We start from the raw sequence: 12,341 nt of genomic DNA, 5'->3' as shown, positions 1-12,341 counted from the left end.
GCGAGAAAACGTTCCCTCGAGTCAGGCGGCCGGCGCGGGACCCGTGCTGCCGCGCACCGCGAGCGAAGGACGGAGCGACACCGGATCGCTCGGCTCCTCGCCGTCCAGCAGCAGCCGCATCTGCGCCCATGCCCTGGCCCCGAGCTCGGCCGCGGGGACGGCGGCGGTCGTCAGCGGCGGAGTGGTGTGGCGGGCGAACGGGATGTCGTCGAACCCGACGATCGACAGGTCGTCGGGGACGCGGCATCCGCTCGCCTGCACCGCGCTCTGCAGCCCCATCGCGACGAGGTCGTTGAAGGCGAGGACGGCTGTCGCCCCGGAGCCGAGGACCGCGGGCGCGGCGGCAGCACCGGCGTCGAAGTCGACCCCTCCGGCGAGCTCGACGACCTCGGCGTCGGAACGGGCGGCGACGAACTCGGCGATGGCGTCGAGGCGTGCGGCGTTGGCGACGCTGCGCTCGGAGCCCGCCAGGTAGACGAGGCGCCGATGGCCGAGTCCGTAGAGGTGGGCCAGCTCGTCGCCGAGGGCGGCGCGATAGTCGGCCCCCACCGACGGGACGCCGCCGGCGGAGCGGTTCACGAGCACGACGGGACCGAGGCCGGCGACGAGCCGGTCGAGCTCGTCCTGGGGGAGGCGCGGAGCGCACAGGATCACCCCGTCGGTGCGACGGCGCGTCTCGATCGCGAGCACGCGCTCCTCGTCGACGGACTCCGCCGAGTCGGCGATGAGCACGTGGTAGTCGTGGGCGGCCGCCGCGCGGCTGAGACCGCGCAGCACCTCCTGGAACGTGGGGTTGCCGAGGTCGGGCACGACGACGGCGACGGTCTGGGTGCGTCCCAGCACGAGGCTCCGCGCGAGCGGACTGGCGCGGTAGTCCAGCGATGCCGCCGCCTCCCTCACCCGCTCCGCGAGCACCGGGTCGACCGTCGGGTTGTCGTTGAGCGCGCGCGACACCGTCGACAGCGAGACGCCCGCCTTGGCGGCGACGTCCGCGATGGTCACACCCTTCGCCGGTCGCGGCATCCGCTTCTCCTCACATCCGGCGTCAGCCTAGCGCGCCAGGAAACGCTTCCTCGTCGTCGGGGGCCGGGGTAGGTCGCGGGTCCCGTCGACCGGCGGGGAGAAACGCGGCCCCGGACCGGTGACACGCCGTCGCCGAGCTCGCTCGTCCCGTCGCTTTCACAGGCGGCCGGGATCGGGGCCCGGGCGGTGCATCGGCGGCCGGGTCGGTCGGCGGAACGACCCGGAGGCCGGGCCTGGCGACCGGGGCGCGGTGCGGAGCCCGTTCCCGGAGCTGGACCGGGGACCGCGACGCCTCAGGCGCGGGGCGGGGTGCTGCCGCGCACGACGACCTCGAGCGGCAGCGGCGGCTCGGCCGCCGGGTCCCAGTCCGCCTCGATCGCCGCGTGCAGCGCGCGGTAGCCGAGGTCTTCGAGGGGCACGCGCACCGTGGTGAGCCCGGGGCGGATGTCGCGACCCGTCGCGATGTCGTCGAAGCCCGCGACGGCGATGTCGTCGCCGACCCGCAGCCCGGCGTCGCGCAGGGCCGACATGATGCCGATCGCGACCACGTCGCTGATCCCGAACACGACCGTGCCCGGTGCGAGACCGTCGGCGATGAGCTCCTGCGCGGTGGCGTAGCCGGCGTCGCGTGTGAAGCCGCCGCGGCGCACCTCGCGGACCGTGCCGCCGCCGTCCGAGAAGCCCGAGGTGAACCCGGCGACGCGGTCGTCCGACGTCCGGATGCCCTCGGCGGCCGCGATCACGACCGCGTCGCGGTAGCCGAGGCCGGCGAGCCGGGCGCCGAGCGCCACGGCGCCGCCGTGGTTGTCGAGGCCGACCGAGCGCTGCCCGGCAGCGCCCTGGCCGAGCACGACCACGCGGCCGCCCATGCCGGAGAATGCTTCGAGCTCGGACTCCAGTCCTGCGGCGTCGGGGCCTTCGGTGCGGGATGCCGCGAGGATCAGCCCGCGCGGACGCTGGCCGCGCAGAGCCCGGACCAGCTTCACCTCGCGCTGCGGGTCGCGCTCGGTGATCGCGATCGTCACGACGAGCCCGGCCTCGTCCGCGCCGCGGGCGACTCCCGAGGCGAGCTGGCCGAAGTACGGGTCGGCGATGTCGGCCACCAGAAGCGCGACGATCGCGGAGGTTCCGCGCGCCGTCGCCTGGGCCGACAGGTTGGCGGTGTAGCCGAGCTTCTCGGCGGCGGCCTCGACGCGCTCGCGGTAGCTCTCGGCCACCTTGCGCGTCGATCCGTTGAGCACGCGAGAAGCGGTCGCCAGCGACACGCCGGCCTCGCGGGCGACGTCATGCAGTGTTGCGGCGCCTCGGGCAGGCGCGTGCATCTCGCTCATCAGGCTGAGTCTAGGGCCTGTGTCCGGTTCCAGGCCTGACCAGGCAATCGTCTTCCCGAGGTGCGCGTCGCCCGCGCCGACCGCCGCGGAACCGGGCGGCCGAGATCGGATGCCACGGTCAGCCTGCGACCGGAACGCGCAGGTAGGGCGACACCGCGGCCTGGAACCCGGCGGCCGTCCGCTGCACCGCGACGCGCGGGTCGGTCGCCCAGACGTCGGCGTTGAAGATCTCGACCTCGACGTCGCCCGCATAGCCGGTCGCCTCGACGGCGCGGGTGAGCGAAGCGAAGTCGATCACTCCGTCGCCGGGGTAGTGCCGGCTCAGCAGGACGTCTGCGGCGAGCGGAGTCTTCCAGTCGCACACCTGGTACGTCGCGATGCGCCCCTCGCGACCGGCCCGCTCGATCTGGTCCAGCACCTGCGGGTCCCAGAACACGTGGAACGTGTCGACGGTCGCGCCGACGACCGAGGCGTCGAAGTCGGCGGCGATGTCGAGCGCCTGCCCGAGCGTCGACACCACGGCGCGGTCGCTCACGTACATCGGATGAAGCGGCTCGATCGCGAGCGTCACTCCGGCGGCCGCGGCATCCGGAGCCAGCTCGCCGAGCGCGTCGCGGACCCGTCCACGCGCACCCGCCAGATCGCGCGACCCGTCGGGCAGGCCGCCGGCGACGAGCACGAGGATGGCCTTCGAGCCGGGTGCGCCTGCGGCCGCGAGCGTCGCGGTCTCCTCGATCGCGCGCCGGTTGTCGTCGATGGCAGCGCGGCGGACCGGGCCCTCGGGGACCGTGAAGAACCCGCCGCGACAGTAGGTCGAGAAGCGCAGCCCCGAGTCGGCGAGCATGCTCGCCGCGACGTCGAGGCCGACCTCGTTCACCGGCTCGCGCCACAGGCCGATCGCCGGCACTCCCGCCTCGGCGGTGACGCGCAGGGCGGTGGCGAGGTCCGCGTGCTTGATGGTGGCCTGGTTGATCGACAGGCGCGGGTCGATGGCGTTCATGCGTCCACTCCGGTCTTCGTGTCCCACTTCGTTCGGTTCATGTCCCGGTTCGGCTTGCTCTGCAGAACGCATAGCGGGAAGAACTGGGACACGGATGCGGGGGAGGTGGGGAAGGATGCCGGGGTCATGCGTCCACTCCGTTCAGGCGGAGCATCCCGTGCCACCGTTCGGCGGCGAGCCCGGGCTGCTCGAGGGCGAGCGACGCGTTGGCGAGCTCGACGATGCGCGACAGGTGGGGCAGGCTCCGCGCCGAGTGCAGGCCGCCCACCATCTGGAACGCGGACTGATGGCCGTTCAGCCACGACAGGAACGCGACGCCGGTCTTGTAGTAGAACGTCGGCGCGGCGAAGACCTGGCGGCTGAGCTCCTCGGTCGGCCCCAGGATCTCGAGGTACAGTGCCGGATCGCCGGCGTCGAGCGCCTGGATCGCCGCCGACGCGACCGGGGTGATCGCGGCGAACGCGCCGAGCAGGGCGTCGGAGTGCTGTCGGGGGCTCGCCGGATCACGAGAGGGCTGCGCCGCGTCGGGGACGTCGGCGCCTCCGATGAGCCCGACGTAGTTGAAGTCGTCGCCGGTGAACATGCGCACGCCCTCGGGGAGGCGCTCGCGCACCGAGACCTCGGACGCGGCATCCAGCAGGCTCATCTTGACGCCGGCGATCTTGTCGACGTTCTCCTCGATGATCTCGAGGAGGACGGCGGATGCCTCGCGCCAGTCGCCCGAGCCGAAATAGCCCTCCAGCGACGGGTCGAAGGCCGTGCCGAGCCAGTGGAGAACGACCGGGGTCGTGGCCGACGCGAGCACCTCGCGGTACACGCGGCGGTAGTCGTCTGCGGATGCCGCGGCCCGCGCGAGATGGCGGGAGGCCATGAGCACCGGACCGGCACCCTGCTCCTCGGTGAAGTGCAGCTGCTCCTTGTAGGCGTCGATCACCTGATCGACCGCGATGCGCTCGGCGTCGACGTGGTCGGTGTTGACGCCGACGACGACCGACCCGCCCTCCTCGCGGGCGACCTCGGCCGAGCGCGCGATGAGCTCGCGGGTGGCCGCCGCGTCGAGGCCCATGTTGCGCTGCGCGGTGTCCATGGCGTCGGCGACGCCGAGTCCCCACGAGTACACCGAACGGCGGAAGTCGAGCGTCGCGTCCCAGTCCACTTCGGCAGGCTGCCCGGGGGTGTTGTCGGCGGCGGTCTTCGGCACCACGTGCGCGGCGGCGTAGGCCACGCGGCTGCGGAGAGGCCCGGTCGGCTTGGCGTAGCCGGGCGTCTCGTTCAGCGCGGCGGCGGTCGTCGTGCCGTCGGCCGCGAGCAGGGTCAGGTCGGTCATCGCGCTCAGTCCAGCGAGAGGGCGGGCAGCTCGACCTTGCGGCCCTCGCGGCTCGACTGCAGGCCGGCCTCGGCGAGGAGCACGCCGCGCGCGCCCGACAGCAGGTCGAACTCGTACTCGGTGCCTTCGGCGTACGAGACGAGGAACTCCTCCCACTGCTGGCGGAAGCCGTTCTGGAACACGTCGTTCGTGGGAACCTCGGCCCAGTCGGCGTCGTAGTCGTGGTCGTCGGCGAGGTCGGGGTTCCACACCGGCTTCGGGGTGGAGTTGCGGTGCTGGATCTTCGCTCCGAAGAGCCCCACGACGGCCGAGCCGTGCGTGCCGTCGACGTGGAACTCGACGAGCTCGTCGCGGTTCACGCGCACGGTCCACGACGAGTTGATCTGCGCGACGATGTCGCCCTCGAGCTCGAAGATGCCGTAGGCGGCGTCTTCTGCAGTGGCGGTGTAGTGCTCGCCCTTCTCGTCCCAGCGGTCGGCGATGTGGATCGAGGCCTGTGCGTAGACCGACTTGACCTCGCCGAACAGGTTCTCGAGCACGTAGTTCCAGTGCGGGAACATGTCGACGATGATCCCGCCGCCGTCCTCGGCGCGGTAGTTCCAGCTGGGCCGCTGGGCGGGCTGCCAGTCGCCCTCGAAGACCCAGTAGCCGAACTCGCCGCGCACCGACAGGATGCGGCCGAAGAAGCCGGAGTCGATGAGGCGCTTGAGCTTCTGCAGGCCCGGCAGGTAGAGCTTGTCGTGCACGACGCCCGTCTTGACGCCGGCCGCCTGTGCGAGCCTGGCGAGCTCGAGGGCCTCGTCGACGGTCTCGGCGGTGGGCTTCTCGGTGTAGATCGTCTTGCCCGCGGCGATCGCCTTGCGCAGAGCGGATGCCCGGGCCTTCGTCACGAGGAAGTCGGCGTAGATCTCCCATCGCGGGTCGGCGAGGGCGGCATCGAGGTCGGTCGTGTAGTCCTCGATGCCGTGCGTGGCGGCGAGGTCGGCGAGCTTGGCCTCGCTGCGGCCGACGAGGAGCGGCTTGACGGTCAGCTTCGACCCGTCGGGAAGCTCGATCCCGCCCTGGTCGCGGATGGCGAGGATCGAGCGGACCAGGTGCTGGCGGTAGCCCATGCGCCCCGAGACGCCGTTCATGATGATCCCGACCTCGCGCACGGCGGGACGAGGGGACGGTGCCGCGGCGGCGGCCGGGGCGAGAGTCGTGTCAGTCATTCGGGGCTGCTTTCCTCAGATGGTTCGAGTGGCGCGGCCGACGGCTACATCGGCTGGTAAACGCTTTCCAACAGTCTGCCACGGGATGGAATGACGCGCAAGCGCTTTCCCGGCCGGACTCGGCGGCGCTGTGTGGGGGAAGGCCCGCGTCGGCCGGCATGACGCCGTGCCTTCGCCCACACGAACGGAGAGGGAAGGGCGGTGACTCAGGCGAGACGGATCGCGGTCCATGACACGGGCGGAAGGTCGGCGGCGAGGACGGATGCCTCGACCTCCACGCCGTCCAGCGGTCGGACGCCCACGCGCTCAGGGTCGGCGAGCGTGTTCGCGGCGTAGAGGTCGTCCTCGTGGAGAAGGTGCGACTCGACCACGGTCAGGTCGCGGCCGAGGGCGGCGACCAGCGGGGTGAGGTCGAGCCGGAGGGATGCGGCATCCGTCGTCGATCTGTTCGCGACGAACACACTCGCCCCGGCGTCGTCGATCGTCGCCACGGCGTTCAGCGCCGGCACGGTGCCGAACCGCTCGCTCTCGAACGTCGCGGACACGACGGGCAGGCGTACGGCGCGTCCTCGCGCGAGCCGCGAGGTCAGCGAGAAGGGGTGGAACGTCGTCTGCCGCCAAGCCGGGCCCCCCGGTTCGGTCATGATCGGCGCGATGACGTTCACGAGCTGCGCGAGCGACGCCGACCGGACGCGGTCGGCGTGCTGCAGGAGTGTGATGAGCAGGTCGCCGAAGACGACCGCGTCGAGGGCGTGGTACTGGTCCTCGAGCTGACGGGGAGCGATGGGCCACTCATCCGGCCGGTACGTCTCCTCCTCGTCCTTGAAGCGGGAGAGGTACCACACGTTCCACTCGTCGAATGAGATCATGATGCGCTTGTCGCTCTTCTTCACCGCGGCGACGTGGTCGGCGGTGGCGACGACGGACTCGATGAACAGCGCCATGTCGACGCCCGACGCGAGGAATTCCTGGGCGTCGCCGTCCTTCTCCTCGTAGTACGCGTGGCAGGAGATGAAGTCGACGTCGTCGAACGTGTGCTCGAGCACTTCGCGCTCCCACGCGCCGAAGGTCGGCATCGTCCGGCTGGACGATCCGCACACGACGAGCTGGATCGACGGGTCGAGCTGGCGCATCCCCTTCGCCGTGCGCGACGCGAGCTTGCCGTAGTCGTCGGCGTTGCGGTGGCCGAGCTGCCACGGTCCGTCCATCTCGTTGCCGAGGCACCACATCTTCACGGCGAACGGCGTCTCGCGGCCGTTGGCGGCGCGCTCTCGCGTGCGCGTCGTCTCGACCGAGGTGTTGGCGTACTCGAGCAGGTCGAGCGCCTCCTCGGTGCCGCGCGTGCCGAGGTTGACCGCGAGCATGAGGTCGGAGCCGACCTTGTCGAGCCAGTCCTGGAACTCGTGCAGGCCGACCTGGTTCGTCTCGGTCGCGTGCCACGCGAGGTCGAGACGGCGCGGTCGGCCGTCGACCGGTCCGATGCCGTCCTCCCACCGGTACCCCGACACGAAGTTGCCGCCCGGGTAGCGGATGGTCGAGACGCCGAGCTCCTTGACGAGATCGACCACGTCGCCGCGGAAGCCGTCGGCGTCGGCGGACGGATGCCCCGGCTCGAAGATGCCGTCGTAGATGTGTCGGCCGAGATGCTCGACGAAGCCGCCGAAGATCCGGCGGTCGATGTCGGCGATGACGCGGGCGGGGTCGAGGCGGGCGGAGGCGTCGGTCATGGGTTCCTCAGGGTCTTCAGGCGGGGGTCGCGACGGAGTCGTCGACGGATGTCGGCATGGGCGAGGGTCCGGAGTCGATCGGAGCCCACGCGAACAGTACGCCCTGTGCGGGGAGAGTCGTGCGACCGAGCGGTGCGCCGGTCTCGGCATCCGTCCCCGCGAGGGTCACCACGACCTCGTCGTCACCGTGGTTGATCACCGTCACGAGGTCGCCGCGCCGCGCCGCCTCGACGCCGGCGGGCAGGTTCGCGACGACGGGGCGGACGCCGGATGCCTCGACCACCGCGCCGACGATCGCGTCGAGCCCCACGGGGTCGGGCATCGTCGCGACGTACCAGCCCTCGCCCGCGCCGAAGGCGTGTCGCGTGACGGCCGGACTTCCGGCGGCGCGACCGTCGGTGAACGACGCGACGACGTCCGCCTCGACCGGGTGGACGAGCTCCGCCACGAGGGACCCCGTGGCTTCGACGTGTCCGAGGCGGAACGGGGCGCGGTCTCCGTCCGCCGACGCGCGGGCGGCCTGGGCGCCGACGCCGGTGCCACCGGTCGTCGGGCCGCCGAGGGCGCCGAAGTCCTCGAACCTCACGCCGAGCACGGGCCCGAGCTGCGTGAGGAATCCCCCGGACCGGAACTGGTCGTGACCGTCGACGATGTCGGTGAAAGGCCCGGCGAGCAGCGTGCCGCCGTCGCCGACGAACCGGGTGAGGGATGCCGCGCCTTCGTCGCGCAGCAGGTACAGCGCGGGTGCGATCGCGAGGTCGTAGCCGTCGTCGACCTTCTCGGGAGGCACGATGTCGACCATGAGCCCCCGGGAGTGCAGGGCGCCGTACCACTCCAGGCAGAGTGCGAGGTAGTCGATCTCGACCGGGTGGTCGCGCTCTTCGACCGCCCACCAGTTCTCCCAGTCGAAGACGAGGGCCACCCGAGCGTCGCGCCCCGGCGGCGGCAGCTCGGGCAGTGCGCCGAGGCGCTCGCCGAGGTCGGTGACGCTCCGCCACGTCGCTGTGCCGGTGCCGGCGTGGGGGAGCATCGCGGAGTGGAACTTCTCGCTGCCGGCGCGGGACTGCCGCCACTGGAAGAACATGATGCCGTCGGCGCCCCGGCCGACCGACTGCGCGGTCTCGGCGGCGAGGACGCCCGGGCGCTTGCCCGGGTTCCACGGTCGCCAGTTGACGGCATCCGTCGCCTGCTCCATGAGGATCCAGGGGACCCCGGGCTTGAGCGAGCGCACCAGGTCGCGCTGGAACGCGGCGTCGCGGATGCGGTGCGGGTTCGTCGGGTCGGGGTAGCAGTCGTCGGCGATGACGTCCATGTGCGGCGCCCACGCGGCGTAGTCGGCGGGCTTGAACGGGCCCATGAAGTTCGTCGTGATCGGCTGCGTCGCGCCGGCGGCGAGAAGGATCTCGCGCTCCATCAGGTAGCACTCGAGGAGCATGTCCGACGTGAACCGGCGCCAGTCGAGCATCGACGACGGATTGTGGCTGTACGGGGCGAGGCGCGGCGGGAAGATCTCGTCGAAGCGGGCGTAGCGCTGCGACCAGAAGCTGGTTCCCCACGCCGCGTTCAGTGCCTCGACGGTGCCGTAGCGCCGGCCGAGCCAGTCTCGGTAGGCGTCGCGGGCGGCATCCGAGAAGTCCATCCACAGGTGGCAGCCGAACTCGTTGCCGACATGCCACATCGCGACCGCCGGGTGGTCGACGTAGCGCTCGGCCAGACGCCGCACGAGCTCGCCCGCGAGGCGCCGGTAGGTCGGCGACGAGGGGGCGAAGTGCTGCCGGCTGCCGGGCCAGTAGGACGCGCCGCTCTCGTCGGCGGGGAGCGTCTCGGGGTACTGCGCGCTCACCCACGGCGGTGGCGAGGCCGTCGCGGTGGCGAGGTTCACCCGGATGCCGCCCGCGTGGAGCTTGCCGATCACCGTGTCGAGCCACGCGAAGTCCCACACGCCCTCGGCCGGCTGGATGCGCGACCACGCGAAGATGCCGAGGCTGACGACGTTGACGCCGGCCTCGCGCATGAGGCGCACATCTTCGTCCCACACCTCCTCCGGCCACTGGTCGGGGTTGTAGTCGGCGCCGTACAGCAACGGTGTTCGCTCCTCGGTGGTGACGTGATTGGGCGGGTTCAGCGGCCGCGGCGCGTGGGGATCGCGACGACCGCGAGAGCCGCGCAGCCGAGGGCCGGGATGATCATGGGGACGAGCATCCAGGTCGCGATGCCGACGAAGGCGGCGGTCGCGGCGAGGTAGAACGCCCCGCGGGGGTCGGCGGTGACGGATGCCGGCACCGACCGCACCGCGGCGCGCCACCCGAGGTCGGGCGCCCACGACCCGGCCGCGGCGAGGAGCGCGACGGCGCCTGCGACGAGCCCTGCCCAGCCGATGACCGAGACGGCCGCTCCGCCGGGGAGGGCGCCGGAGTTCGCCAGGCCGATGTCGAGCACGAGCACCGCCGCGATCACCACGCCCGCCACGCCCACGACGATCCCGCCGGGCAGTGCCCGGCGGAAGTCCTGCCAGAAGGTCCGCGCGTGCGACGCCTCGGCGTTCAGGTAGCGACGCAGATGACGGATGCCCGCGGCCAGCGCCGCGGGGAGCGTGATGACCGCGAGCCCGGCGACCGTCACGAGCACGCCGACCAGGAGCACCTCGCCGAACAGCGCGAACGCGCCGGTCGCGCCGGGGTATCGGGCCGGGGGGCGCTCCTCGAGCGTCGGGCCGCTGCCCGAGGCATCCGCTCGCCGTGCCGCCCGGTACGCGCGCTTCGTCGTGATCTCGGCCATGTCCTCAGCCCTTCAGGCCCTGGGTGGCGACGCCGTCGACGAGGAACCGCTGGAACACGAGGAAGAACAGCAGGACGGGGAGGAGGGCGATGAAGGAGGCGGTGACCGTGGCGCCGTAGTCGCTCGTGGAGGACTGGTCGTTGTACAGCCGCAGCGCGATCGGGAGCGGGTAGTTCTCGGGACTGGTCAGGTAGAGCAGGGGCCCGAGGAAGTCGTTCCACGACCAGATGAACGCGAAGATCGCGCACGTGATGAGGGCGGGTTTGATGAGGGGAAGGATGATCGACCAGAAGATCCTGAGGTGCCCGGCCCCGTCGATGCGGGCCGCTTCGTCCATGTCGCGGGGCATCTGGCGGATGAACTGCACGAGCAGGAACACGAAGAACGCCTCGGTGGCGAGGAACTTCGGCAGCAGCAGCGGAATGAAGGTGTCGATCATGTCGAGCCGCTGGAACAGGATGTACTGCGGGATGATCAGCACGTGGAACGGCAGCAGCAGCGTGCCGATCATCGCGGCGAACAGCACGCCGAGGCCCCTGAACTGGATGCGGGCGAACGCGTAGGCGGCCAGCGCCGACGAGAGCACCGTTCCGATCACCGAGCCGATCGCGATGATGAGCGAGTTCGCGAAGAACCGCCACATCGGCACGCCCGCGATCCCCTCGCCGACCTTGGCGTAGTTGTCGAGCGTCGGGTTCTGCGGGATGAGACCGGGGTTCTGGCCGAACTCGGAGTTCGGCTTGAAGGTCGACAGGAACAGCCACACCAGCGGGTAGAGCACGACGGCGGTGATGGCGAGCAGCACGACGAGCCAGATGACGGTCTGCCAGGTCTTGCGCGCGACCTTGCGGCGCGGGGTCTGCGGGGTCGCGTCGACCTGGTTCTCGAGGGTGGCGATGGCGGGTTCGCCGAAGGATGTGGTGCTCATCGGTTGTCTCCCGAGTAGTGCACCCACGACCTCTGGGTGCGGAACAGGATGAAGGCGATCACGGCGACGACGACGAGCAGCACCCAGGCGATGGCGGCGGCGTAGCCCATCTGCCCGTCCGAGAAGCCCCGCTTGTAGAGGTACAGGGTGATGAAGTTCGTCATCCCGGCGGGACCGCCGGAGCCGTTGGAGATGATGTACGCCGAGGCGAACACCTGGAAGGCGCCGATCAGGCCGAGCAGCAGGTTGAAGAAGATGACCGGAGAGAGCATCGGGATCGTGACGGCGCGGAAGCGGCGGTAGGCATTGGCGCCGTCGACCTCGGCGGCTTCGTAGAGCTCCTTGGGGATCTGCTTGAGCCCGGCGAGGAAGATGACCATGGTGGCGCCGAACTGCCAGATCGACAGCAGGATCATCATCGGCAGCACGAGATCGGGGTTGCCGACCCAGCCGCCCAGATCGATGCCGATCGAAGACAGGATGCTGTTGACGGGGCCGTCCTCGTTGAACATCGCCTTCCACACGATGGCGACCGAGACCGATCCGCCGATCAGCGACGGGGCGTAGAAGGAGGAGCGGAAGAACCCGGCCGCCTTGTCGCGGTAGTTCAGCAGCATCGCCACGCCGAGCGCGGCGGCGAGGGTGATCGGGGTGCCGACGAGCACGTAGACCAGCGTGATCTGTGCCGACTGCACGAACGCCGGGTCGCTGGTGAACAGCCGGATGTAGTTGTCGAGGCCGATCCACTGCGGAGCGGTGAAGATGTTGTACTTCGTGAACGACAGGTACAGCGAGTACGCCATCGGGATCAGCGTCAGGCCGAAGAACCCGATCAGCCAGGGGATGAGGAACCCGTACCCGGCGAGGGTCTCCTTGCGGGCGCGGCGGCGCGCTCCCGATCGCTCCAGGTGCTCCGGGCTGCTCCGGCGGAACAGGGAACGCCGTGAGGACTTCTGTCCGGTCACGATGACTCTCGTCGCTGTGGTGCTCACGTCGACCTCTCGCGGGTTGGTCTG

The 12,341-nt window shown here is 71.0% G+C and carries 10 protein-coding genes; all 10 read right to left on the bottom strand.

Annotation, left to right across the window (positions count from 1 at the left end):
• Positions 1-21: 21 nt before the first annotated feature.
• On the bottom strand, positions 22-1,023 hold the full coding sequence (locus EER34_RS04460) for a LacI family DNA-binding transcriptional regulator (RefSeq protein ID WP_127473336.1): 1,002 nt from the start codon (positions 1,021-1,023) through the stop codon (positions 22-24).
• Between the two features lie 293 nt (positions 1,024-1,316).
• Complete coding sequence (locus EER34_RS04455) at positions 1,317-2,354, bottom strand: LacI family DNA-binding transcriptional regulator (protein WP_127473335.1); 1,038 nt, start codon at positions 2,352-2,354, stop codon at positions 1,317-1,319.
• Between the two features lie 118 nt (positions 2,355-2,472).
• The gene (locus EER34_RS04450) at positions 2,473-3,354 is read right to left on the bottom strand and encodes a sugar phosphate isomerase/epimerase family protein (RefSeq protein WP_127473334.1); all 882 of its coding nucleotides are present in this window, start codon (positions 3,352-3,354) and stop codon (positions 2,473-2,475) included.
• A 124-nt stretch (positions 3,355-3,478) separates the two neighbouring features.
• Positions 3,479-4,681, bottom strand: a complete 1,203-nt coding sequence (locus EER34_RS04445; protein ID WP_127473333.1) for a dihydrodipicolinate synthase family protein — start codon at positions 4,679-4,681, stop codon at positions 3,479-3,481.
• 5 nt (positions 4,682-4,686) lie between these two features.
• A complete protein-coding gene (locus EER34_RS04440) occupies positions 4,687-5,892 on the bottom strand; it encodes a Gfo/Idh/MocA family protein (protein WP_205791367.1) in 1,206 nt (401 codons plus the stop codon).
• 206 nt (positions 5,893-6,098) lie between these two features.
• Positions 6,099-7,619 carry an arabinosylfuranosidase ArfA gene (arfA, locus tag EER34_RS04435; RefSeq protein ID WP_127473332.1) on the bottom strand — a complete coding sequence of 507 codons (1,521 nt, stop codon included), beginning with the start codon at positions 7,617-7,619 and terminating at the stop codon, positions 6,099-6,101.
• A gap of 16 nt (positions 7,620-7,635) precedes the next feature.
• Entirely contained in the window at positions 7,636-9,702 is a 2,067-nt protein-coding gene (locus EER34_RS04430) for a beta-galactosidase (RefSeq protein ID WP_127473331.1), read from the bottom strand.
• A 38-nt stretch (positions 9,703-9,740) separates the two neighbouring features.
• A complete protein-coding gene (locus EER34_RS04425; RefSeq protein ID WP_127473330.1) occupies positions 9,741-10,397 on the bottom strand; it encodes a DUF624 domain-containing protein in 657 nt (218 codons plus the stop codon).
• Between the two features lie 4 nt (positions 10,398-10,401).
• The gene (locus tag EER34_RS04420; RefSeq protein WP_127473329.1) at positions 10,402-11,325 is read right to left on the bottom strand and encodes a carbohydrate ABC transporter permease; all 924 of its coding nucleotides are present in this window, start codon (positions 11,323-11,325) and stop codon (positions 10,402-10,404) included.
• Positions 11,322-12,317, bottom strand: a complete 996-nt coding sequence (locus tag EER34_RS04415) for a carbohydrate ABC transporter permease (RefSeq protein ID WP_127473328.1) — start codon at positions 12,315-12,317, stop codon at positions 11,322-11,324. The genes EER34_RS04420 and EER34_RS04415 overlap by 4 nt, the downstream gene beginning before the upstream one ends.
• Between the last annotated feature and the right edge of the window lie 24 nt (positions 12,318-12,341).

The sequence above is a fragment of the Microbacterium sulfonylureivorans genome (assembly GCF_003999995.1).
Lineage (GTDB): Bacteria > Actinomycetota > Actinomycetes > Actinomycetales > Microbacteriaceae > Microbacterium > Microbacterium sulfonylureivorans.
The sequence above is the reverse complement of the archived record's forward strand: the minus strand, read 5'-3'. Positions and strand labels throughout refer to the sequence as shown.